Origin of the sequence: Paenibacillus sp. Leaf72, from assembly GCF_001422685.1 — a bacterium.
Taxonomy (GTDB): Bacteria; Bacillota; Bacilli; order Paenibacillales; family Paenibacillaceae; genus Pristimantibacillus.
In genome coordinates, this window is the sequence record NZ_LMLV01000009.1 from 1 (window position 1) to 24159 (window position 24159).

The 24159-nt window shown below is 50.3% G+C and carries 17 protein-coding genes and 2 pseudogenes; 16 read left to right on the top strand and 3 right to left on the bottom strand.

Translation table 11 applies throughout. The annotated features are described in order from the left end of the window. The 9 genes and pseudogenes from ASF12_RS13660 to ASF12_RS13700 form a co-directional block, all read left to right on the top strand. Positions 1-760 (top strand): annotated as a pseudogene (locus ASF12_RS13660) (condensation domain-containing protein); the annotation flags it as partial. Between the two features lie 47 nt (positions 761-807). After that, positions 808-6990 carry a non-ribosomal peptide synthetase gene (locus tag ASF12_RS13665; protein ID WP_056035467.1) on the top strand — a complete coding sequence of 2061 codons (6183 nt, stop codon included), beginning with the start codon at positions 808-810 and terminating at the stop codon, positions 6988-6990. A 323-nt stretch (positions 6991-7313) separates the two neighbouring features. After that, positions 7314-8213, top strand: coding sequence for a DUF72 domain-containing protein (locus ASF12_RS13670; protein WP_056035468.1), 900 nt, complete (start codon positions 7314-7316; stop codon positions 8211-8213). Positions 8214-8230: 17 nt separating this feature from the next. Continuing rightward, the gene (locus tag ASF12_RS13675; protein WP_056035471.1) at positions 8231-8677 is read left to right on the top strand and encodes a MarR family winged helix-turn-helix transcriptional regulator; all 447 of its coding nucleotides are present in this window, start codon (positions 8231-8233) and stop codon (positions 8675-8677) included. A 197-nt stretch (positions 8678-8874) separates the two neighbouring features. Beyond that, positions 8875-9591, top strand: coding sequence for a hypothetical protein (locus tag ASF12_RS13680; RefSeq protein WP_056035474.1), 717 nt, complete (start codon positions 8875-8877; stop codon positions 9589-9591). 35 nt (positions 9592-9626) lie between these two features. Continuing rightward, positions 9627-10412 (top strand): GNAT family N-acetyltransferase, encoded by a 786-nt coding sequence (locus ASF12_RS13685; RefSeq protein ID WP_056035476.1) that lies wholly within the window; start codon positions 9627-9629, stop codon positions 10410-10412. Positions 10413-10486: 74 nt separating this feature from the next. Beyond that, positions 10487-10855, top strand: a complete 369-nt coding sequence (locus tag ASF12_RS13690; RefSeq protein WP_056035479.1) for a DUF423 domain-containing protein — start codon at positions 10487-10489, stop codon at positions 10853-10855. 83 nt (positions 10856-10938) lie between these two features. Next, the gene (locus ASF12_RS13695) at positions 10939-11121 is read left to right on the top strand and encodes a hypothetical protein (RefSeq protein WP_056035480.1); all 183 of its coding nucleotides are present in this window, start codon (positions 10939-10941) and stop codon (positions 11119-11121) included. A gap of 70 nt (positions 11122-11191) precedes the next feature. Further along, positions 11192-11641: a DUF441 domain-containing protein gene (locus ASF12_RS13700; protein ID WP_056035483.1), complete on the top strand. Its 450-nt coding sequence runs from the start codon at positions 11192-11194 to the stop codon at positions 11639-11641. Here the strand turns inward: ASF12_RS13700 and ASF12_RS34495 are convergent. Further along, positions 11631-11783, bottom strand: a pseudogene (locus ASF12_RS34495) (GNAT family N-acetyltransferase); the annotation flags it as partial. The gene ASF12_RS13700 and the pseudogene ASF12_RS34495 overlap by 11 nt on opposite strands. 285 nt (positions 11784-12068) lie before the next feature. After that, a complete protein-coding gene (locus tag ASF12_RS13705; protein ID WP_081418809.1) occupies positions 12069-12731 on the bottom strand; it encodes a cupin domain-containing protein in 663 nt (220 codons plus the stop codon). 200 nt (positions 12732-12931) lie between these two features. On the opposite strand from ASF12_RS13705, the gene ASF12_RS13710 reads away from it, so the two are divergent. The 7 genes from ASF12_RS13710 (at position 12932) to ASF12_RS13740 (ending at position 23256) form a co-directional block, all read left to right on the top strand. Further along, positions 12932-16288 (top strand): DUF5107 domain-containing protein, encoded by a 3357-nt coding sequence (locus tag ASF12_RS13710; RefSeq protein WP_056035488.1) that lies wholly within the window; start codon positions 12932-12934, stop codon positions 16286-16288. A gap of 222 nt (positions 16289-16510) precedes the next feature. Continuing rightward, complete coding sequence (locus ASF12_RS13715; RefSeq protein WP_056035491.1) at positions 16511-18361, top strand: hypothetical protein; 1851 nt, start codon at positions 16511-16513, stop codon at positions 18359-18361. A 2-nt stretch (positions 18362-18363) separates the two neighbouring features. Then, positions 18364-19107 carry a hypothetical protein gene (locus ASF12_RS13720; RefSeq protein ID WP_056035494.1) on the top strand — a complete coding sequence of 248 codons (744 nt, stop codon included), beginning with the start codon at positions 18364-18366 and terminating at the stop codon, positions 19105-19107. A gap of 80 nt (positions 19108-19187) precedes the next feature. Further along, the gene (locus tag ASF12_RS13725; RefSeq protein WP_056035497.1) at positions 19188-20423 is read left to right on the top strand and encodes an MFS transporter; all 1236 of its coding nucleotides are present in this window, start codon (positions 19188-19190) and stop codon (positions 20421-20423) included. A gap of 271 nt (positions 20424-20694) precedes the next feature. Beyond that, a complete protein-coding gene (gene pxpB / locus ASF12_RS13730; RefSeq protein ID WP_056035500.1) occupies positions 20695-21459 on the top strand; it encodes a 5-oxoprolinase subunit PxpB in 765 nt (254 codons plus the stop codon). Further along, positions 21459-22475: a biotin-dependent carboxyltransferase family protein gene (locus tag ASF12_RS13735; protein ID WP_056035503.1), complete on the top strand. Its 1017-nt coding sequence runs from the start codon at positions 21459-21461 to the stop codon at positions 22473-22475. Before pxpB ends, ASF12_RS13735 begins: the two co-directional genes overlap by 1 nt. A 4-nt stretch (positions 22476-22479) precedes the next feature. Beyond that, a complete protein-coding gene (locus tag ASF12_RS13740; RefSeq protein WP_056035505.1) occupies positions 22480-23256 on the top strand; it encodes a 5-oxoprolinase subunit PxpA in 777 nt (258 codons plus the stop codon). Positions 23257-23277: 21 nt separating this feature from the next. Here the strand turns inward: ASF12_RS13740 and sdaAA are convergent, their stop codons facing one another. Then, positions 23278-24156 (bottom strand): L-serine ammonia-lyase, iron-sulfur-dependent, subunit alpha, encoded by an 879-nt coding sequence (gene sdaAA, locus ASF12_RS13745; RefSeq protein ID WP_056035510.1) that lies wholly within the window; start codon positions 24154-24156, stop codon positions 23278-23280. Positions 24157-24159: the final 3 nt, after the last annotated feature.

The window sequence follows — 24159 nt, forward strand, 5'->3', positions numbered from 1 at the left end:
GAAAAGCTACAATATGCCCGGGATGCTGATGCTGGAAGGGGCGCTGAACCGAGCGCGTTTTGAAGCAGCGTTCCGGCTCCTGATTGCCCGACATGAAACGCTGCGTACCGATTTTGAGCTGGTGCAGGGCGAACCGATGCAGCGGGTAAAGGAAGCGGTTGACTTTGAGGTTGCCTATGTAGAGGCAAGCATGGAGGAGGTCGAAGCCCGAGTGCGCGATTTCGTGCAGCCGTTCGACCTCAGCGAAGCGCCGCTGCTGCGGGTGGAATTAATCGAATGGGCGGAAGAGCGCTATGTGCTGCTGCTGGATATGCATCACATCATTTCTGATGGGGCGTCGATGGATATTTTGGTGGAGGAATTCGCCCGTCTATATCGGGAGGAGAAGCTGCCTGAGCTGCGGATTCAGTACAAGGATTATGCGGTTTGGCAGCAGTCTGAAGCCTATAAAGAGCAAATGAAGCAGCATGAAGCTTACTGGCTGAAGGCATTGGATGGAGAATTGCCCGTGCTGGAGCTGCCGACGGACGCAGCACGTCCTGCGATAAGACAGTCCGATGGAGCCGCGTTTGACTTTGAGCTCGATTCGCATCAGAGGGATGCGCTGCATGAGCTTGCTGCTCAGCATGGATCTACGCTGTATATGGTGCTGTTAGCGGCGTATACGATTTTGCTGCATAAATACTCCGGGCAAGAAGACATTATCGTCGGTACGCCTGTTGCGGGCAGAACGCACAGCGACTTGCAAGAGCAGATTGGTAAGGGAAACTTTGTCGAATAGNTGCTCAGCATGGATCTACGCTGTATATGGTGCTGTTAGCGGCGTATACGATTTTGCTGCATAAATACTCCGGGCAAGAAGACATTATCGTCGGTACGCCTGTTGCGGGCAGAACGCACAGCGACTTGCAAGAGCAGATTGGTATGTTCGTTGGCACGTTGGCCATTCGTAGCTATCCAGCGGGTGAAAAGGTGTTATCGGCTTACTTAAATGAGGTCAAGGAAACGATGCTTAACGCCTATGAGCACCAGCAATATCCGTTTGAAGAACTGCTTGAGAATGTGCAAGTTAATCGTGATTTAAGCCGTAATGCAGTGTTTGACACGATGTTTGTCCTGCAAAATACGGAAAGCAAGCAGTTTGAACTGGATGGGCTCCAAATGAAGCCGTATGCCAGCGCACAAAGGACAGCGAAATTTGACTTGACCTTGCAGGCAATAGAGAGTGAGGCTGGGGTCGCTTTCAGCTTGGAGTACGCAACTTCATTGTATAAGCCGGAAACTATACAGCGGATTGCGGGGCACTTTGTCCGGTTGATTGATGAGATGATCGCCCGCCCTCAGGCAAGCCTTGCGATGCTGCAAATGGTGACGGTTGAGGAACGAACGCGGCTGATAGACGTGTTCAATGATACAAGGGCAGCGTATCCGCGAGAGCTGGCCATTCATCAACTGTTTGAGGACCAAGCGGAACAAAGGCCGAATGCACCAGCCATTTTATTTGGAGAGTCGCAATGGTCTTACGGCGAGCTAAACGATAAGGCCAATCGGTTGGCACGGACACTGCAGAAGGCGGGACTTGAAGCGGAACAACTGGTAGCCATTGTAGCAGAGCGTTCCTTTGAGATGATTGTCGGCATATTGGCGATTCTTAAAGCTGGAGGGGCCTACGTGCCTATTGATCCGGAGTATCCGGAAGAGCGCATTCGCTATATGATGCAGGATGCAAATGTGAGAACTGTACTGATCCAGAGCCATTTACAAAGACCTGTGTTTACGGATGCGATGGTTGTGCTGCTTGATGCTGAGCAGGCTTATGACAAGGATGGTTCAAATCTGGCATCAGCCACAGAATCAACTCAGATGGCGTACGTAAACTATACTTCCGGCTCGACAGGAACACCCAAAGGAGTGTGCGTCACGCATCGCGGGGTTGTTCGACTTGTGACACATGCAAATTATATGGATATTTGCGAGAATGACGTTTTCTTGCAGGGATCAACTATTTCCTTCGATGCCGCGACGTTTGAGATTTGGGGCAGCTTGCTGAATGGAGCAGTATTGGCGCTTCTGCCTCCTGTCACTTTATCGCTTGAGGATTGGTCGCAAGCGATCCGAAAGCATCAGGTTACGATTGCTTGGTTCACGTCAGGATGGTTCACGGTTATGGTAGAACACAAGCTTGAAGGATTGGCAGGAATCAGACAATTGCTCGTCGGAGGCGATGTGGTATCCAGAGCGCATGTGAAGAAAGCGATGGAGCATTATCCGCACTTGCGTTTGATTAATGGGTACGGTCCGACGGAAAACACGACATTTACAACTTGCCATACAATCCGTTTGGAGGATATGGATCGTGCCTTGATTCCAATTGGCCGTCCTATCGGAAATACGCAAGTATATGTGCTCGATCCATTAGGCATGCTGCTGCCGCAAGGCGCAATTGGAGAGTTGTATGCGGCTGGAGACGGTGTGGCACGCGGTTATTTGAATCAACCGGAATTGACGGCGGAGAGATTTGTTGATAATCCTTTTGTACCAGGGCAAAAAATGTACCGGACTGGTGATCTTGCACGCTGGTTGCCGGATGGTACGCTCGAATACGTAGGGCGTATGGACAGTCAGGTGAAAATTCGCGGGTACCGGATCGAGCTTGGGGAGATAGAAGCACAGCTTGGCCGAATTGCTTCGGTGCGCGAAGCGGTTGTGGTCGCAAAGGCCGATAACAGCGCAATACAGCAGCTTTGTGCGTATGTTGTAGCCAATCGGGAGCTGGCTGCTGGTGAACTAAGAAGGCACTTAGCAGAGCAATTGCCGGGGTATATGATTCCAACGTACTTTGTGCAACTCGAACGCATGCCGCTGACGCCAAATGGCAAAATCGACCGCAAGGCGCTGCCAGCGCCAGAAGGAATCATTCCTGCTGCGGTCGAATATGCAGCGCCGCGCACGCACATCGAAGCGCATCTTGCCCGTATTTGGCAAGACGTTCTCGGTCTTGAACGTGTAGGCGTGTACGACAACTTCTTTGAGATTGGCGGTCACTCTTTGCGGGCAACGGCAATGGTGAGCCGTCTGCATAAAGAAATGCAAATTAATGTGCCGCTTAGACACATTTTCAGGTTCCCGACCATCGAGCAGCTTTCCAAAGCAATTGCAGACATGGAACAACAGGCGTTCCAGGCTATCCAACCTATCGAAGAAAAAGCGTATTATGCCGTTTCCTCAGCTCAGAAGAGGCTGTATATATTGCACCAGCTTGAAGGGACGGGACTGAGCTACAATTTGCCGAGAGCCATGCTGCTGGAAGGAACGCTGGACCGAAAGCTGTTCGAGGCCGCGCTGAACAAGCTAATTGCAAGGCACGAGACGCTGCGGACGAGCTTCCATATGGCGGAAGGTGTATCGGTGCAGCGCGTGCACAATGAAGTGCGCCTTGCTGTGGAATATATCCAGGCAAGTGAAGAGGAAACAGCAGAAGTGATGCGGCGATTCGTTCGCACCTTTGATCTGGAGCAGCCGCCGCTCTTGCGCGCCGGACTCATCGAGCTTGCATCTGAGCGCCATCTGTTCATACTCGATATGCACCATATTATCTCCGATGGTATTTCGATGGGCATTTTGGTGGAAGAGTTTGCACGCATGTATGCCGGGGAAGAACTGCCTCCATTGCGTAATCAATACAAAGACTATGCGGCATGGGAGCAGTCTCAGGAGCAGAAGAAGCGTCAGCTTCAGGAGGAAGCGTACTGGCTGGATGTGTTTAGCGGGGATTTACCGGTTCTGGAAATGCCAACGGATTATGTGCGGCCTGCGGTGCAAAGCTTCCAGGGTGAAGAGCTGTCATTTATGCTTGGCGCTGAGCAGTGTGAAAGTTTGCGGCGCATAGCGGCCGAAAGCGGATCAACGCTGTATATGATATTGCTGGCGATATACAAAACCTTACTGCATAAATATTCGGGGCAGGAGGATATTGTAGTCGGTACGCCAATTGCGGGCAGAACACATGGCGACTTCCAGTCGCTGGTGGGCATGTTTGTAGGCACATTGGCGATTCGCAGCTATCCGGCGCGCGAGAAAACATTTATATCGTACCTGAAAGAAATCAAGGAAGTGATGCTAGGCGCTTACGAGCATCAAGGCTACCCATTTGAGGAACTGGTGGAGAAGGTGCAGGTCAGCAGGGACATGAGCCGCAACCCGATTTTTGATACGATGTTTGTTTTGCAAAATATGGAACAAAGAGATTTGCAAATGCACGGCTTGCAGATTCAGCCATATGCAAATGAACATACCGCGGCGAAGTTTGACTTAACCTTCCAGTTAGAGGAAATGGAAAATGGTATCTCGTGCAGCATCGAATATGCTTCTGGTTTATTCAAGCGAGAGACGGTGCTCCGGATGGCGAAGCAATTCGAGCAGCTAGTTGTATCCGTTACGGCAAATCCGCATGCAAGGCTAGCGTCGTTAGAGATTCTAACAGCGGAGGAGCACACACAGCTTGCAGCATTCAATGCGACAGCATCGGAATACCCAAGCGAAAAAACAGTCTACCATTTGTTTGAGCAGCAGGCGGAAAAAACACCGGAAGCGGTAGCCATCGTTCATGATGAAGAGCAAGTGACGTATGGCGAGCTAAACGCCCGTTCCAATCGCTTGGCAAGGACGCTGCGAGCATCCGGCGTGCGACCGGATCATTTGATTGGCATACTGGCGGATCGATCCGTGGAAATGATTATAGGCATACTGGCCGTGCTAAAAGCTGGTGGGGCTTACGTGCCAATAGATCCGGAGTATCCTGAGGAACGCATCCGTTACATGCTGGAGGACGCTGGCTCGGAGGTGCTGCTAGTGCAGCAGCATTTGCTGAATCACGTACATTTTGAAGGAAAGCTTATCAATCTGAATGATCCGGAGGTCTTTAGCGAGGAAGAGTCGAATATAGAGCCGATATCTGGCGCGCATGATCTTGCTTATGTGATCTATACATCGGGAACGACGGGAAATCCGAAGGGCGCGATGATTACCCACCAAGGGCTGACGAATTACTTGTGGTGGGCACAAGAGGTATATGTGGCTGGGGAAAAGCTTGATTTTCCGCTGTACTCATCCATTTCCTTCGACCTGACGGTAACATCCATATTCACGCCGCTGCTTACAGGCAATCTTATTCGCATTTACAGTGGAGAAGACAAGGCGCTAATAATCGAGCGGATCGTAACAGATAACCAAGTGAACATTATCAAACTGACACCGGCCCATTTAAGTATAATCAAAGAAATGAATATAAGGACCGGCTCAAATATCCGTAAGCTAATTGTCGGAGGTGACAATCTTGGCACGGATATAGCGAGAAGCATCCATGACAAGTTTGGCGGAGATATTACGATATTCAATGAATATGGACCAACAGAAACCGTTGTCGGCTGCATGATTTATCGTTACGATCCGGAAACGGATACGAGCGGTTCCGTTCCCATTGGGGTTCCGGCGGCGAATGTCAGCATTTATTTGCTTGATGCTGAGCGTAAGCAAGTGCCGATTGGAGTACCAGGAGAAATATACATCGTTGGAGATGGAGTTGCGCGTGGGTACTTCCGTCGTCCCGACTTGACCGCGGAGAAGTTCGTTGACCACCCATTCGTTCCTGGGAAGCGGATGTACCGTACAGGGGACTTGGCCAAAATGCTGTCAAACGGAAACTTGGAATATTTAGGCCGCGCAGATGACCAAGTAAAAATACGCGGCTTCCGTATTGAGCTCGGCGAAGTAGAGGCGCAACTGATGAAAGTAGAGGCGGTGAAGGAAGCCGCGGCCATCGCTCGCGAAAACGACGCGAAAGAGAAGCAGCTATATGCCTATTACGTAGCGGATAGCGAGCTTACGGCCGGGGAACTGCGGAGAGCATTATTGCAGAAGCTCCCAGCCTATATGATTCCCAACCGCTTCGTGCAACTGGATAAATTGCCGCTTACAGCTAATGGCAAAGTCGATCGCAGACGATTATCTCTTTTGCAGCAAAATGAGCCGCTTCAAGCCAATTACACTGCGCCAAGGAATCCGTTGGAACAAGCGCTTGCTGACATCTGGCAGGAGGTTCTGGGTATAGAACGGGTTGGCATTCACGATAATTTCTTCGATGCAGGCGGACATTCTTTGAAGCTGATTCATATGATCGGAGAAGCTCGCAGCAGGCTGGATTTGGAAATATCGTTTAGCACCGCCTTCACTTACCCGACGGTCATGGAGCTTGCCGAGCAGCTGGGAAGCCGAAACCACTTTGATGATTCTACAGAGCAGCAAGGTACAGGGGTATCTGTATGGAACAGCAGCAAAGGCAACGGCTTAACTTTGCATTGCTTCCCGCCTATCGTAGGCTATGGGCAAGTGTTCACGATGATGGCGCAATCGTTGCAGGATACGGCATCTATATATGCCTATGATTTCATCGTTTGCGACGATACAACGGAATACTTTGCACAACATGTTCAAAAATTGCAGCCTCAGGACCCCATTTATTTGCTGGGCTACTCTGCCGGAGGCAACCTTGCATTTGAAGTAGCCAAGCGACTGGAGGAACAGGGTCGAATAGTAGCAGCTATCCTTATGTTTGACGCCTATCCGAGAGAAATGTCTTCATCTAATATGCAGCAAGAAGCGTATCTGGAGACGCTCAAAGAAGAGATTTCGATGTTCATTCGCCATGTTCCCGGGGAGACGGCAGAAAAAGTTAAACAAAACATCCTAGCTTACACAGCATGGATTGATGGGATGCAAACAAATGGAGAAGTTCAGGCTGAAATTCATCTGATCCAATCAGCAGATCCCATAGGAGAAGAGGAATGGAGAAGGAAATCCTGGAGCGCTTTAACAACGGGGCAACTGCACATTTATTTAGGAAACGGCAAACATGAGCAGATGCTGGAAAGAGATTATGCTTCAACCAACGCCTTACTTATAAAAACTATACTTGAAAATTTCACTGTTTAAAGGTGACCCGTAAAAAAGGTCAACCCTATTCATGAGATGCTCCTTGTTAAGCAGTCGGTTTATTCATTAAACCTGTCTGCTTAACGGGAAGCATGAATAATCAGGCTTTCAGATTGACGAGAAACCCGAGCGTCTTGTCTCAAGACGTTTGTGGTTTCTCTTTGTTATGGGGACCTGAATGAAGATAAAGGAAGGGCATTGCGCAGCCCATTATCTTGTGAATACGTGCAAAAGTTGTCAAAGCAACTACAGTTGCTTTATCATAAAAAAGACATCTTCATCAGACCTATAACATGCCAAGGGCATAAGAAAGGAGCCGAATGATGGCTGTTCAAATCGGACTTACAGGCTGGGGTGACCATGATTCGCTTTATATTCCCGGTTCAAAGGCGAAGGACAGGCTGGGCCAATATGCCAAATATTTTCCCGTCGTCGAAGTAGACAGCTCCTTCTATGCGATTCAATCTCGGGAACGGTTCGCCAAATGGGTAGCGGAAACGCCGGACTCGCTCCATTTTATGATAAAAGCGTATCAGGGCATGACGGGGCATCAGCGCGGTGAGGCAGCAGCAGCTGCGGCATTAAATGACACGGGCCAGATGTTCGCCGCTTTTCGCGAATCCATTGAGCCGGTTATGGAGGCTGGGCGGCTGACTGCTGTGCTTTTTCAATATCCGCCATGGTTTGATTGCACGCAGGACAATGTCCGGCTGCTTCGCGAGACGAAGCTCAGAATGGGCAGCATTCGCTGCGCTTTGGAGTTCCGCCATCAGAGCTGGTTTATGCCGGAGTTTCGGGCGAAGACGCTGGCGTTTATGGAGCGCGAGGGCTGGATCCACAGCGTGTGCGATGAGCCGCAGGCGGGTGTCGGCTCGGTGCCGACCGTGCTGCAAGCGACCGATCAGGAGCTGACGCTGGTTAGGCTGCATGGCCGAAATGCAGCTGGCTGGAATCAGAGCGGAGCGCCGAATTGGCGCGAGGTTCGTTATTTGTATCGCTATAACAGCGTAGAGCTGCGAGAATGGGCAGACAACATCAAGGAGCTGCAGCAGCAGAGCAAGCATATTTGCATTATTTTTAACAATAACTCCGGCGGGGACGCGGCTGATAATGCCAAAGAACTGATGGACCTGCTTGGAATGAACTGCCCCGATGGGGAGGGGCCTTATTTTGTTCGAAATGAGCCAGAGCCGCCAGCGGTAGAGCAGCTGGAGTTATTTTAGAGTGGGAGGACAGGATTATGCCCTATCAGGGACTTGAGCAATCGATAGGTTTTACAATGGGAATGACCTATCGCAAGCTGACTAATTTATTTCAGCAACGGTTGAGAGAATATGCGATTACGCCAGAGCAGTGGTCGGTACTCATTCAAATTAGCAAGTCGGATGGCTTGATTCAGAAGGAAATTGCTTTGCGGACAAGCAAGGAAAATCCAACCGTTACCCGGATTATCGACCATTTGGAGAAGGAGCAGCTGATTCATAAGCGGCCTGGCGTTCAGGATCGCCGCAGCTTTGCTGTTTATATTACGGACAAGGGACGGCAGCTTATTAATGAAACAACCGCTATTAATGAGTCGGTAAACGATGAAGTGAAGAAGGTTATTTCCGCAGAGGAGTACGAGCTGATGATTTCGCTGCTGCTGCGGATTAATCATCATTTGCAAGCTTCAATCGAGAAAAATTAACCATTTCGCCAGCTGCTATATTTTTGCGCCACACAAGGTTTCTTGGCATCTGTTGAAATATCCTCTTAACAATCCAACATTTCCCACCGATATAATTAAAAGATAAATACGATGTCATTTAAGACGGGCTGCGCCGTGTACATATATAAAAGCGATATACATGCGCGCATGGGATAATGGTTGGAGGAGGGAAGGCTTTGAGCGGTACAGGCCACAGCAGCAAAGATGCCGAGGGGGCAGCTTTCAAGTGGATCAGGCTAACAGGGTTTGGACGAGAAGAGTCGTGCAGGCGGCGAGAGCGGAAGGATACCCGGAAAGCGCGGATGCTCCGTCATTTTTATAAAAACTGTTTTATACCTGCTCTTGAGCAAACGGTGTTTCAGGAAAATCGTTATTACCACATCCATCAAGAACAGCTGATTGAGCTGTTTTTGTCTTCTTTTCGCCAGTTATGCCATCGGCTTTATGCCAGGCAGCAGGAGCGGCTGATTGGAGCCATTAGCATTATTGAATATAGCTTGCAGGCATCTTCCAACGCGGACGAATTATTTGCCTATCGGGTAGAGGCCTATGGCGAGCAAGGATACGATGATTCGGAGCCTTATTTCGAGAACTATAATACCGCCTGGCTGTATCAGTTCGTTCCGGAGCTGATGACGAATTTGAACGAGCAGCGCAAAGCTTATGGGGGGGAAATATTGGGCGGCGATATTGAGGATATGATGCGGGGAGAGCTGGTTTTATTTCATCAGTTTGCGGTCGGGCTAATCCGCAGCGCCATTCCAAGGGCCATTAGCGAGCCGCAATATGCGGCGCTTGCCAAAACAGATTCATTCAACATTCGGCTGGGCCAAGAAGGAAAACAACGCAAGACGATATATATAAAGCATGATGTCATTGATTTTGAACAATGATGGCTTGAAGACAAGGCAAGAAGAAGGAGCGGACGATGAACCAAGAGCAGCTAATAACTTTATTCACGAAGGAGCAGCGAATTGATATTACGTTTCCGGGCTATCGTCGTGAGCAGAAAGGCGAAGTCATCCGGCAAATCGCGCTGGAAAATGAGAGCGAAGGCGGCTTCGTCCTGTATACAGATTTGAACGAAAATAACGTTGATGAAGCCATTGCAGAGCAATTGGCGTATTTCCGCGAGCTGGGGCAATCGTTTGAGTGGAAGGTGTATAGCGATGACAAGCCTAGTAATCTCAAAGAACGGTTGCTGGCGCATGGCTTCGACATCGGCGAAGAAGAGGCCATGATGGTCATTCAGCTTGCTGATGGACATGAACTGCTTCAGTATGAAATTCCGCCTTCGATTCGCCCTGTCACGGATGCAGCGGGCATTGATGCATTGGTCGCGCTGGAAGAAGCGGTGTGGGGCGTGCCGCATGCCGAGCATGGCGAGCGATTAAAGCAGGATTTACAGGATAAGCAAATCGGACTGCACATCTACGCAGCTTATGACGGAGACCAAATGGTCAGTACCGCCTGGATGTATTTGCACGAAGGAACGTCCTTCGCAAGCATTTGGGGCGGATCTACGCTTGCGGAATACCGCGGCAAAGGGCATTATTCAGCGCTGTTGGCTGTTCGGGCACAGACTGCCTGGCAGGCGGGCTTTCGTTTGATGACGGTGGATGCAAGTCCAATGAGCCGTCCGATTTTGGCGAAGCGAGGCTTTGAGCTGCTCGCTTATACGTGGCCATGCCAGTCGCCTGCGCATAATATTTAATCTAGGTTGTTACTAGTAATAATGATACAATAGTCAAAGCTATAGTGAATAATAGGAAGATGCGGGAGGGCAAAATGACGACTTTATTGCTGCTTGGCAGCATCAATATGTTTTTATCGGTAATGCTCGGCGCATTCGGCGCGCATGCTTTGAAGAAGAAGCTTTCCGCCGACATGCTGGCTATTTTTCAGACGGGGGTGCAATACCAGATTGCCCACGCGCTTGGCTTGCTGCTTGCCGGCATTTTAGCGGGCGGGGTATTGACGAGTGGGCTCGTCGTAACCGCAGGCTGGTTTCTCTTTGCCGGCATTATTTTGTTCAGCGGCAGCCTTTACTCCCTTAGCCTCAGCGGTGTGAAGAAGCTGGGTGCGATTACTCCGCTAGGCGGACTTTGTTTTTTGATCGGCTGGGCCATTCTTGCCGTTGCGATTATTCAAGGCTAGCTGCATAGCCGTACAGGACGAGAGAGCTTGCCGCGGGCAGGCTCTTTGGTCATTTTGCTAAAGGATTGGGAGGAAGTTCGTTTATGTTTACGGGATGGCGCCTTTCGGTGCTGGGACTAATTATTGTGGGGACAACCGCTATTGTCGCTCCTCTGTTCAAATTAATGGAGTTCGGCAAGACGATTCCATTGTTCATTTTATTCGCGTTGTTTATCGGCTGTATGGAGCTGTTGGAATGGAACAAACGTCGCAATCGAAGACGCTAATCCTTGCAAGGAGTAATAGAGCCTGGAGAATGACAAACTATTGCTTATTAAGAGAAAGGGGATTCAGCAAATGCCGCAAATCGACACGCCGTCTGTCCTGCTGCTTTTTTTCGCCCTTCTGGGCATATTGAGCAAAAACAACTCCATCACCATCGCTGCCGTATTTCTGCTGCTTCTCCGGGTAACGAATGTGCATCAGGCTTTCCCGTGGATCGAGAAACACGGCCTGACTTTGGGCATCATCATATTGACGATTGGCATTCTTGCGCCGCTGGCAAGCGGGACGATCAGTATGAAATCGGTCTATGAATCGTTTCTCCATTGGAAATCGATAGCGGCCATCGTCGTCGGCGTGCTGGTTGCTTATTTGGGCGGGCGCGGCTTTCATCTCATGTCCAGCCAGCCGACGATCGTGACCGGGCTTATTATCGGGACGATCATTGGCGTTGCTTTTTTTAAAGGTGTTCCAGTCGGTCCGCTTATTGCGGCTGGGCTGCTGTCGCTGTTGATTAGCAAGTGAGGCTGAGCCATTCTTCATGCAAAATAGCGTAGTAATACTCATCCCACCAAGCATGGGCGCCATTAGGAATGCATTTTTTGAAAAAGCCTTCTCTGCGCATGCCTATTTTCTCCATCACACGGTAGGAGGGAATGTTCTCGGGTTATCGTCGGATTTAAAAGGGCGAATCCACAACCGCTCTGTTGCAATTAACATGTAATGAACTCCATTTCACAATGAATGATTTTAAAAAAAATGATTTTAAAAAAAAGATTGGATATAGGGGCAGCTTATCCCTCGAATTATACAAAAATCCTTCCTAATTACAAGCTTTAATTGTTTTGGGGCTTTGTGACAATACAAATGGCACGCATGCTTGCACCTAATAAGGTGAAGCTTGTGTGCCTTTTTGGTGTTTTGCTAGGTTTGCGGGGACAGGAAGCTGCTGTTACCTTTGCAGCTCCTGCTCCTGTTCTTCCTCTTCATCCAAAGCTTGCGGCGGCGGGTTGCCAATTCGCCATTGTACGCCTTGCGCCGATCCGTGGCCGTAGCCTCCGTATCCACTCGCGCCAGCTTGGGCATTAACGCAGGCTGGTCCGATAATAGTCGTATTTTGAATCGGCGACAGCACATGGGCGAGCTGTCTTGCATCGACGCAATAGGCGAGTTGGAACACTTCCTTCGGGGTAATGCGCAGCACGTCAGAGCCAAATACCGTTTGTGGACAGCGGTCATCAAAAATCGTAATAAAATGCGTATGCTCGCTGCACGCAATAATCCAGTGCCACCAGCCCATTGGAATGTATACGGCCTGGTGATCGCACACCCGGTAAGTAAGCAGCTGCTTTGTGAAAGGATTCAAAATCGAAACGACAATTTCACCATGCGTGACGAATACAAGCTCCGTCGTATTGGGATGCCAATGGGGCTCAACAATATGATTTTTGGTCATATGCGCATCGAAAAACGACGTGCTTCTTAGCACAGGCAATTCATGTGCAGTTAATTGGTTTAAGTAATTGCAGGAGTCCTTATGGAACAAGGGGGCGCAATTGACATCGTAAAACAAATTTAATGCGGGTGATGTGAGGTCTACATATTCTGTACTCATGATCGGCCTGCCTTTCAGAATCTTAGTTTTTCCAGCAGTGTATGCAGCTGCCTAGATGGAGGTGAAGAGCTGGCGCGAAAGTCAGTTCTATCGGTGTCTATTGAAATCAGAATATAGTCCATTAGAACAAGTGTATCGTGAATTGGATCTCCTGCTCCCAGGCGCTAAAGTTAAAGCATTAAAGCTAGGGAGGAATCACGTTGGAGCAGCAAGTGAAGATTTGGGAAGAGACGGTTTCCATACCGACATATGGCGTAGGCAAACCAGAGCGAAATCCGATGTTTATAGAAAAAAGAGTATATCAGGGCAGCTCGGGACGGGTGTACCCGCATCCCGTAATTGATAAAATCGAAAATGAAAAGCAGCTTCAGCCCTACAAGCTCGTCGTTCTCGAAAATGAATATGTGCGTATCGAAATGATGCCAGAGCTGGGCGGCCGCATTTATCGGGCGCTGGATAAGACGAATGACTATGATTTCGTTTATTACAACAAGGTGATCAAGCCTGCGCTGGTGGGGCTCGCGGGACCGTGGATTTCCGGTGGCATTGAATTCAACTGGCCGCAGCATCATCGTCCAAACACCTATGGGCCTGTAGAATATCGTCTGGCTGAAAATAAAGACGGCAGCGCTACGGTGTGGGTCAGCGAAATTGACCGCATGTATGGAACGAAGGTAACGGCTGGCTTTACGCTCTATCCAGGCAAGGCGTATTTGGAAATTTCCGCCCAGCTTTACAACCGTACGCCTCAGCCGCAAACTTTTTTATGGTGGGCCAATCCGGCCGTAGCGGTTAATGAGCATACGCAGTCGGTATTTCCTCCTGACGTCACAGCGGTGTTCGACCACGGCAAGCGGGACGTAAGCCGGTTTCCAATAGCGACAGGCACATATTATAAAATGGATTATTCCGCCGGCGTTGATATTTCCCGCTATCGCAACATTCCTGTGCCAACCTCTTATATGGCTTACAAATCCGACTATAATTTTGTTGGAGGCTATGACCATGGGGTGCAGGCGGGGCTGCTGCATGTGGCGAACCATCATATTTCCCCCGGCAAAAAGCAGTGGACATGGGGAAATGGCGAGTTCGGCATCGCCTGGGATCGCAATCTGACCGATGAGGACGGGCCTTATATTGAGCTGATGACGGGCGTATATACGGACAATCAGCCGGATTTCAGCTGGCTTCAGCCGTATGAGGAGAAGGCGTTCAAGCAATATTTTATGCCCTACAAAAATATTGGGGTCGTCAAAAATGCGTCCATCGATGCCGCTGTTAATTTGGAGGTCGATGAAGAGGCGCGGGAAGCTGTCGTTTACGTTTATGCAACAGCTGTGTTCGAGGATGCCCAGATCGAGCTGCGTGGACGGGGACGCAGCTATATTCAAGAGAAGGTGAAGCTGTCACCGAACGACATATTCAAGTCGATCGTCACATGGGATGAAGCGGATCAGGCTTTTGATTTGTTGCTGTCGGTCCGTGATTCGGCAGGGAAGCTGCTCATTTCTTACCAGCCTGCCAAGCCTTCGCTTGAGCAAATACCCGATGCGGCTAAGCCGCTTGAAGCGCCTGCTGCGCTCAAAACCAATGAGCAGCTGTATTTGGCGGGGCTTCATTTGGAGCAATATCGCCACGCGACCTTTGAGCCGGAGGCGTATTATCTGGAAGGGCTAAAGCGCGATGCCAGCGATAGCCGGATTAATGTCGCATATGGCACGCTGCTGCTGCGGCAGGGGAAAATTCAGCAGGCGGAAGGGTATTTCCGCACCGCCATTAAGTCGCTGACGTCGCGCAACCCGAATCCGTATGACAGCGAGGCGCTTTATCAGCTTGGTGTTGCCTTGAAGCATCAGGGGAAGCGCGAAGAAGCGTTCGCTGCTTTCTACAAGGCAACTTGGTCAGCGGCTTGGCAGGATGCCAGCTACTTCTCGCTGGCGCAGATCGCTTGCGCGGAAGGCGCGCTTGCGGATGCGCTGGAGCTGGTGGAGCGTTCCATCGTGCGGAACGCTCGCAATTATAAAGCGCGCCATTTGAAGGCGGCGCTGCTGCGCAAGCTTGGACGCAGCGATGAGGCGATAGCCTTCGCGGCGGAAACGCTCGGGCTCGATGTGGCCGATTTCGGATCGGCCAACGAGCGCTGCTTGGCGCTGGCTGCTGGGGGGCAGCAGCAGCTGGCGGATCAGGCGCGCGCCGAGCTGCAGCGGCTTATGCGCGGCGATGCGCACAATTATTTGAATTTAGCTGCCGACTATATCGGCAGCGGGCTGCATGAGGAAGCGATTGCGGTGCTTGCGTGCATCGTGTCTTCACTAGAGGTTGCAGCAGCAGATGGCGCGGCAGCGGTCTACCCGATGCTGCATTATACGCTTGCTTATGCGTATGAGCAGTCAGGCCACACGGAAGCCGCGGCTGCCTCGCGCCAAGCTGCGGAAGCTGCTGCTCCCCATTATTGCTTCCCGAACAGCTTGTTTGAGCTGATCGTGCTGGAGCAAGCGATTGCGGCCAATCCGCACGATGCGAAGGCGCATTATTATTTGGGCAATTTATTGTATGACAAGAAACGGCATTGCGATGCGATTGCCCATTGGGAAGCATCGCGCGCAGCAGAACCGAATTTTGCTACCGTCCATCGCAACTTAGCACTCGCCTACTACAATAAACGTGGCGACGAGGCAGCTGCGCTTGAAGCACTCGAGCTGGCTTTCGCACTCGATCAGACCGACGCCCGCGTCTGCTATGAGCTGGATCAGCTATATAAAAAGCTAGGGCATCCTGCTCAGCAGCGGCTCGCCAAGCTAGAACAGCAGCGGACGCTTGTCGAGCTCCGCGACGACCTGTACATCGAATATATCACGCTGCTCAATGCGACAGGGCAGCATGGTCAAGCAGTAGCTGCGCTCGCTTCACGCCAGTTCCATCCTTGGGAGGGCGGGGAAGGCAAAGTGACGGGACAGCATGTGTTCACGCATGTTGAACTCGCCAAACAGGCGCTCCAGCAGGGGAATGCGTCCCATGCGATACAATTGCTGAACATGGCGCTCGTCTATCCAGAGCATTATGGCGAAGGCAAGCTGCATGGCGCACAGGAAAACAATATTTATTATTATTTAGGCTGTGCGTATGAAGCGCTGAATGATCCGCTTAGAGCGGAAGATTGCTTTAAGCAGGCTTCCCAAGGGCTGGAGGAGCCTGCTAGCGCGCTGTATTACAATGACCAGCCGCCAGATATGATTTTTTATCAAGGGTTGTCGTGGTTAAAGCTGGGCAACGAGCCGGAGGCAAATCGACGCTTCCATAAGCTGCTCGATTATGCGGAAAAGCATATTTTCGACCGGGTCGAATTTGATTATTTTGCCGTTTCGCTGCCAGATTTCCTCGTTTTCGAGGATGATCTGAGCAAACGCAACGAAATTCATTGCCGTTATATGATGGGATTAGCCCTTCTTGGGCTTGGGGAGCGTAAACAGGCGGCGGAGCAGTTTGGCGCCGCTCTGCAATTGGATGGCAATCATAGCGGAGCGCGCATTCATAGCTTACTGGCGTTATCTAATTAAATAGTTTTGTGTCTTTTAGTCAAAGGATGAAGCCGCTGTCCATGATCTGGACAGCGGCTTTTTTTGTTTTCATTTTACTGATTCTATGAACGCAGTAAGCATGAGGAGGAATTAATTATTTTCTTTATTTTCCCATAAATATAAAAATATATAAATTTTAAAACTCTTCGAAAAAATAGGATTAAATAAAAATGCAATAAGTATTGTAAGGAGAGTGTGCCTGTGTCAGACATCAACGTAAAGGAATTAAATCGCAAGCTTGAGGAGTTGTTTGTAAATCCCCTTCATGCTGAAATTGAAAATTTGGAATCGGAACCTTTTTCTTTAGGAGTTGAAAGGATTGCCCCGTCAAACATAGCTCGAAGAGAATTAGGGGCCATCCATCCATTTTCGCCATTTGATAATGAACAGTTGGAAGTGGCGGGCGATTTTGCCCGAAAATATGAGCATATTTTGGCAGTTGCGAGTGATCATGAAAGTGGGCTTGCACAAATCGTAGCAGCGTTTGCGCAGGATACAGCAAGTAAAGATGTTTTGGCTGCGCAGTATGGCATGAGATTGTTTTTAGTTCACCATCCTGATGTGCGCGGACTCGAGCTTCCAGCATTAGAAAAACAATATCCTGACTTTATTAAGCTAAATGTGGAAAATCAAATTCTACTCGAAATGCGGGGTGCCGGAGGGGCCATTTCATTTGAAGCTGCTGTGAGTACAGGCGAGCCTGATATTAAGCAATTTCGCGAGGATATATTACTCAATGAGCATCATATTCATTGGCATGTTGTCTATGATCGCCGTAAGATTGTGGATCGCGGCGGAGAAATGTTCTTATATATGCATCGGCAAATGCTAGCCCGATATGATGCGGAAAGATTGTCAGTCAATCTTTTACGTGTAGAAGCCTTTAGTCAATATGAGGGGCCAGTTGATCCGTATGATCCGGGCCTTCCTTCGAGCGGGAACAGAAAACTTGCAGTAGAAGATGTTACCAAGCTGAAAAATGGCCGCACAGGCATAAAAGGCAAATTCGAGCTTTATCTCAACAATCCGAAAAAAGCGGTAGATCTGCTTGGCAATGATACGGAATGGAGAGCGTCAAATGAGCCGGAAAATTTGAATGATTCCCAACGAGAAAATAATTTTCACGGATCCGGGCATGGGGCTGTTGTGAATTTGTCTGTTGCAACCTCAACTGTAGAGGATGAGCTTATGGGAGATCCGGCAACAGCTTGCCGTCACGCGTTCTTTTGGCGTTGGCACAAGGAAGTGGATAATCTTTACGACGAATTTCTCCAGCGAATGCCGGTTAATGCTTTCGGAGGCGGGCCCGAAGTAAGAATAAATAAAATTATTTTGTGCAGGGAAGATGGTCTGCCAACAGTAGGAGACTTGCAGCAGATTGGAAAAGAGGCTTTCGCCGATTGGGAAGCAGCTTTCCAGGACGGACCGTTTGAAGGTGGAGGAGCCACCATTACAACGACGGATGAGCTTCAAACGGTTTACAAAATGTATGAACAAATTAAATATTTGACCCATAAAGGGTTTGCTTATTTTTTACGTGTAGAAAACTTATCCTCGCGTGATATCGAATCGACCGTACGTATTTTTATTGCACCTGAGCAAACGCAAGAGGACTACCGCTCATGGATTGAAATGGATAAGTTTGTCGCCAAGCTTTCCCCTGGTAAAAATGTCATTTATCAGAATGCTAAAGAGTCTTCTGTTATTCAAAAACCAGCGGTATTAGAGCCTAATCCTGAAAGAACACAAGGAGATAGAGGCTGTCAGTGTGGTTGGCCTTATACGCTGCTGCTGCCCCGCGGCAACGAGGAGGGAATGCCGTATGTGATGATGGTTATGCTGACAGATTGGAATGAAGACAAGGTGAGTGAGAGCACCTGCGGTTCAATTAGCTTCTGTGGTGTAACGAATCAAAATCAGCCGTATCCAGACAGCAGAGCGTTGGGCTATCCTTTAGACCGTCCAATGGCGGGTATTGCAGATACACTCATCACCAATCCCCATATGGCGACTCGCCCCTTTAAAATCCGGCATTTGGGCATGGAGGGATAGGGTTGCGAATCGATATCGTTCGATCAGAGGATAATGCTGTGCTGGGGAGGCTGCGGGAGTGTCTGAAACAAGCTTTAGATAACCAAAACAAACTATCCACGTGGTCGGAATGGTTGGCGGGAGATCCGAGAATACCTTCGTATATCAAACGAAAAAAAGAGCATGGGCTGTATATTAATGGAATTCGGGTATTAAGCCTGAAGGCTGGTGCTGACGTTTATGATGCTGCATTCCTGTCCCGGAGGATTGCTGAATTATCAGCAATCCCTGAGCCTAAGGGCAGACGAAGGTTGTCTTATCGTTTTTTTACATCTGTAGTACCAGGAATAGCGCTCATTGTTCTGCCAAAATGTGCCATTTGCGGTTCCGCCTATATGGGACTGTTCGAAATCATTGGTTTAGGTGTTGGGAGAGGGTTGGAACGTCCTTGGCTATTGCCTCTTATGGCTCTAATGATGATGGCAACAGTTGCTGCGATGGCGTATCGTGCGCGTGAACGCAATGGATATGGCCCGGTTGCTCTGGCATTCGTTTCGTCCGCGTTGATGATCGCGGGCAAATTCAGCGATAGTCGAGCGGAGCTTTATTTTGGAGGGGGCGTACTGATCGGGGCTACAGCATGGAATGCCATAGCTTTGCATAAACTTACAGCTTTCCAATATCAAATCAAACAAGGAGGGGTAAGTCTATCTCATTTTCTAGTGAAGACTTTAAACGTGCTGCAACGAAAATCTACGCTAAAGTAAATTACTGAATCTGCTAGCTCTTAGCTCCCATTTATCATACAATTGTTTCTGGTAATCTTATTTTCCAGAAGGAGTATATGATGAAACGATTGATTTGGCTAGGCTGTTTATCTTATTTCATTATCGGGCTTGCCCATGTTGTGCTGGGCTCTGTATTGCCCGTTGCGCTCGAGCATTATGGTAAAGCCTACAGCGAGGGCGGCACACTCATTTTCACACAGTTCGGCGGATTTCTAGTCGGAGTGCTGCTCTCGCCGTGGCTGAATCGGCATTTGGGCAAAAGAGGCGGACTGCTGCTGGCATTTGGCATGCTGTTTGCCGCTGAATTTATGTTTATGCTGCTGCCGCCTTGGGGCTGGCTGTATGCAATTGCCATCGTAGCCGGTTTTGGGTTTGGCATGATTGAAGCGGTAATCGGAACGATTATAATCGCAGCAGTCAAAAATCAAACGGCCGTCGCGATGAGCCGGCTTGAGGTATTTTTCGGCGTTGGCGCCATGGTCATGCCACTTATAGCAAGCGGCCTGATTTGGGCCAATTATTGGAAGCTGTCCTTTTTGGTCGTTTCTTTTTTTGCAATTTTGACTTTGTTCTTATGGGCAAAAGGCTCCTTCGGCGAGCTGGATGCGGTGCTGAAGAAGTCAGTCGCAGCCGCCGCAGCGGAACGGCAGCAAGCGAAGCGCGCAGGCAAGCCGCTTTATCAAGGCAAGGAATGGGTTATTTTTTCCTTATTTATTGTGTTTTTCTTCCTCTATGTAGGGACGGAGATGAGCCTTGCAAACTTTATGCCAGCCATTCTCATTGAGAAGCTAGGCATGAAGGAGGCAGGAGCAACGCTCAGTGTAACCTGCTTCTGGATTGCAATGGCTTTCGGTCGTATGTTCGCTGGCGTCATTGCCGAGAAAATCAAATACCGGGTGTACATTATGGCGAGCTGCGGGGCGACGGTGCTGCTGTTCATCTTATTTCCGTTTATGAACCAGGTATGGTCGGCGTTCGCGGTCATTTTGCTGCTGGGACTCGCCATGTCCGGCGTGTTCTCTATTGCGCTCGTCTTTTCGAGCAAGCTGCTTCCAGGGGCAGAGGAATCTACCCCTAGCTTTATGATTGCAGCAGGCGGTGTCGGCGGCGCCGTGCTTCCGCTAACGATGGGCTGGGGGCTTGATCATTTGGAGGTGAACCAGTCAGTATGGCTGCTGGCAGCCTTTTCCGCGGGCTTGATTGTTTTAAGTGTCATCGCCTTTCAACTGGACCGCAGGCAAATAAGCATGCGAGCTGGCGGAGGGTCTATAGGACGCCCTAAGCACGAAACATAAAAGGTTAACGAAACTGTAAATCGCCATAGGGCGATTTGCAGTTTTTTTGTGGCCTCAGCATGCTGAGGCCTGATTTTTGGCTGCGGGGTGAAGGAAGGAGGAGCGTTGTGTTTTGCCGAATGTATAGCAAGGGCGCCTGCTGGGCTTAGGAGAGATGATGAGGAAAGCGGCGAAGCAAATATATACTAGGCTGGCATATGATTATGCCGGCTAGCGACCGATATAAGAAATAAGAGTTTAAATATTATTTTTGAAAAAAAGAGGTGAGGGCATGTCTATTGCTCCAGTCAATCCAGTCTTTGAAGTAAAGCTTTCGCCTCTTGGAGATACGGCAATTATTGTCGAGCTCGGCTGCGCGATTGACCGCAAGACGCATGAGCGCGTGCAAGCACTCAGCTCTTATTTGCGGCGCGAGCCTTTTCCCGGTTTTATTGAGCTTGTACCAGCGTATGTAACGCTGACGATTTTTTATGATCCAATGAAGCTGCTGGCGCCGCTAGCTGAAAACAACTGGAATCCGCGGGCTGAAGCGGCTGCTTCCCCTTATGAATGGGTCTGCCAGCTGCTCTTGGACATGGTCAGCAAGCTGGAGGACGAGCAGGCTGCTGCTCCGCGAATCATAACCCTTCCCGTCTGCTACGGCGGAGAGCTGGGGCCGGATCTTGCAGCGGTTGCGGAGCATAGCGGACTTTCGGAAAGCGAAATCATCGCCATGCATGCGGCGCAGCCTTATCTCGTCCATATGGTCGGCTTTGCCCCTGGTTTTCCATATTTGGGAGGCTTGCCTGAGCAAATCGCTACGCCTCGGCGGAGCACGCCCCGCTTGCGGATTGAGCCAGGCAGCGTAGGCATCGGCGGCAAGCAGACTGGGGTCTATCCGATTGTCTCCCCTGGCGGCTGGCAAATTATCGGGCGAACGCCAGTGGCGCTGTTCCGCCCAGCGCATGAGCAGCCGAGTTTATTGCGGGCGGGAGATCAGGTTTATTTTGAGCCGATTAGCTATGAGGCGTTTATCGCATGGGAGGAGCAGGCATAATGGGCATTCGAATAAAACATGCCGGACTCCTCACGACCGTGCAGGATCGGGGACGTCATGGATATAGGCAGCAGGGCATTATTGCCGGAGGGGCGATGGATGATTTTGCGCTTCGCGCGGCTAATTTGCTCGTTGGTAACGATGCGGGAGCAGCGGTGCTGGAAGCTACGCTTATCGGCCCAAAGCTGATTTTTGAGCAGGATGCGTTAATTGCTATATGCGGGGGCAATTTGTCGCCTGCTGTGCAAGGAACAGCCGTTCCGCTGTGGCGGCCGGTGTACATAAAAGCAGGGAATGAGCTTTCGTTCGGAAATTGCGTCGCGGGCGCTCGCGCTTATATAGCAGCGGCTGGAGGCATTGATGTGCCGCTTGTTATGGGCAGCAGAAGCACGTACACACGTGCGGCTATAGGCGGCTTTGGAGGCCGGGCTTTAAAAGCGGGCGATGTGCTGGCGATTGGTGAAGGAGCCTCGGAAACGCTATATTATTGGGAGCAGGAAGCTGAAGACAGGCAGGATGCCGCGCCATTTTTTGCAACCAGCTGGTCGATTGGCTCAGAGGGACGTCCCTTTTATCGGAAAAACCCAGTCATTCGTTTTGTGCCGGGACGGCATTTTGATGCGTTTACCGAAGGGAGCAGGAAGCATTTTTTGCAGAGCGATTTTCGTATTTCGTCGCAATCGGATCGAATGGGCTATCGGCTGGAAGGGCCGCGTCTTAGTACAGTTGCAGCGCTTGAGCCTATTTCTGAGGCGGTATCCACGGGTACGATTCAGGTGCCTGCTGGCGGCAGCCCGATTATTTTGATGGCGGACCATCAGACGATTGGCGGCTATCCGAAAATCGCCCAAGTGGCGACGGTAGATTTGCCGCTGCTGGCGCAAGCGAAGCCGGGAGAGACGATTAGATTCAAGCAGATTACTAGGCAAAAATCGGAAGAGCTTTATATCAAGCACGAGCTTCAAATGCAGCGGCTTTCCATGTTTATTGAAATACGCTATAGAGAGGAGAGGTAGAAGAATGACGCTGGCTATCGATTTGAATTGTGATTTGGGCGAGCAATATGGCGTGTATGAGCTGGGGCAGGATGCTGAATTGCTGCCGCTCATTACATCGGCCAATATAGCTTGCGGCTTTCATGCTGGCGATCCGGGAACGATGAGACGGACAGTAAAGCTGGCGCTGAAAAATGGCGTTGCCATCGGCGCCCATCCTGGGCTGCCGGACTTAATCGGCTTCGGACGGCGTGAAATGGCGATTTCACCTGAGGAAGCGTATGACCTGACCGTGTATCAAATTAGCGCGCTGAATGGCTTCGTTGTGTCCGAAGGCGGCGTCATGCAGCATGTGAAGCCTCATGGCGCCTTATATAATATGGCGGCTAGGCGAGTGGAACTGGCTGAAGCGATTGCTGAGGCGGTGTACAGGGTGAATCCGGAGCTTATATTATATGGCTTGTCTGGCAGCAAATTGATTCATGCGGGGAAAAAGCGGGGTCTGCGCACCGCAAGCGAGGTATTCGCAGATCGTACCTACCAGCAAGACGGCTCGCTAACACCGCGCAGTCACGAAGGCGCGCTAATAGAGGAGCCGAATGAAGCGCTGAAGCAGCTCCTTCAGATGATAAGAGAAGGAGCTGTATGGTCGACGCAGGGCGTAAAGGTTCCGATTGCAGCGGATACGATATGTGTCCACGGTGATGGCGAGAAGGCGTTCTTGTTCGTCCAGCAGATTCGCAAGCTGCTGGAGTCGGAAGGAATTATCCTTTGTGCGCCGGGCTCCCATAAATCCAATTAATCCACTTTAGGGCTTCTCTATTTATTTTCGTTTCTTTAAATTTTCCATAATTTTGCGGCCTGTCGGCGTTTGGGCGAGACCGCCCTGCGCCGTTTCTCTATGCTTGCTCGGCATGGCGCTGCCGACCTCCAGCATGACGTTAATGACTTCATCGGAGGGAATGATGCTGCGGACGCCAGCCATTGCCATATCTGCTGCCGCTAAAGCGGTGACAGCACCAAAGCCGTTGCGTACAATGCAAGGAATTTCTACTAAACCGCCAACGGGATCGCAAATGAGCCCAAGCGAGTTTTTAAGGGCAAGCCCAACCGCGTGAACCGCTTGGTCTGTCGTGCCGCCTCGCAGCTCAACCATAGCTCCGGCCGCCATGCCGATCGCTGAACCGACCTCGGCTTGACAGCCGCCTTCCGCACCGGAAATAAAGGAATTATTCGCAATGACATAGCCAATCGCGCCTGCGCAAAATAAACCTCTAACCATATGCTCATCGCTCCACCCAAAGCGCTCCTGCGCGCTCACGAATACGCCAGGAATAATGCCGCATGAGCCTGCGGTCGGCGTTGCAATAATCCGGCCCATGGAAGCGTTGACCTCGGAAACGGCGAGGGCATAGGCCATTGCTCTGCTTGCCGGCTCCCCAGAGGAGGGAGCGTTATTAGCGGTGAAGGATTGCACGCGCTTAGCATCGCCCCCGGTAAGCCCGCTCTTGGATTGCGTATTAGCAGTTAGCCCTTTATGCACGGCCTCCTTCATAACTTGGTAATAGTCGGCCATTTGCCTAAAAATATGCTCCTCGGTTTGGCCGGACTCTGCGATTTCTTCCTCAAGCATAATTTGCGATATAGGCTTGGCTTGCTGCTGTCCCGCTGCGGCCAGCTCATGCAAAAACCGATATTTCATGCG

What these genes read in the sequence shown, in the direction of transcription:
- ASF12_RS13670 (WP_056035468.1), top strand. Translation starts at nt 7,314, where the DNA reads ATGGCTGTTCAAATCGGACTTACAGGCTGGGGTGACCATGATTCGCTT.
- ASF12_RS13685 (WP_056035476.1), top strand. Translation starts at nt 9,627, where the DNA reads ATGAACCAAGAGCAGCTAATAACTTTATTCACGAAGGAGCAGCGAATT.
- ASF12_RS13735 (WP_056035503.1), top strand. Translation starts at nt 21,459, where the DNA reads ATGGGCATTCGAATAAAACATGCCGGACTCCTCACGACCGTGCAGGAT.
- ASF12_RS13740 (WP_056035505.1), top strand. Translation starts at nt 22,480, where the DNA reads ATGACGCTGGCTATCGATTTGAATTGTGATTTGGGCGAGCAATATGGC.
- ASF12_RS13690 (WP_056035479.1), top strand. Translation starts at nt 10,487, where the DNA reads ATGACGACTTTATTGCTGCTTGGCAGCATCAATATGTTTTTATCGGTA.
- ASF12_RS13705 (WP_081418809.1), bottom strand. Translation starts at nt 12,731, where the DNA reads ATGAGTACAGAATATGTAGACCTCACATCACCCGCATTAAATTTGTTT.
- ASF12_RS13725 (WP_056035497.1), top strand. Translation starts at nt 19,188, where the DNA reads ATGAAACGATTGATTTGGCTAGGCTGTTTATCTTATTTCATTATCGGG.
- ASF12_RS13675 (WP_056035471.1), top strand. Translation starts at nt 8,231, where the DNA reads ATGCCCTATCAGGGACTTGAGCAATCGATAGGTTTTACAATGGGAATG.
- ASF12_RS13700 (WP_056035483.1), top strand. Translation starts at nt 11,192, where the DNA reads ATGCCGCAAATCGACACGCCGTCTGTCCTGCTGCTTTTTTTCGCCCTT.
- sdaAA (WP_056035510.1), bottom strand. Translation starts at nt 24,156, where the DNA reads ATGAAATATCGGTTTTTGCATGAGCTGGCCGCAGCGGGACAGCAGCAA.
- ASF12_RS13695 (WP_056035480.1), top strand. Translation starts at nt 10,939, where the DNA reads ATGTTTACGGGATGGCGCCTTTCGGTGCTGGGACTAATTATTGTGGGG.
- pxpB (WP_056035500.1), top strand. Translation starts at nt 20,695, where the DNA reads ATGTCTATTGCTCCAGTCAATCCAGTCTTTGAAGTAAAGCTTTCGCCT.
- ASF12_RS13665 (WP_056035467.1), top strand. Translation starts at nt 808, where the DNA reads ATGGTGCTGTTAGCGGCGTATACGATTTTGCTGCATAAATACTCCGGG.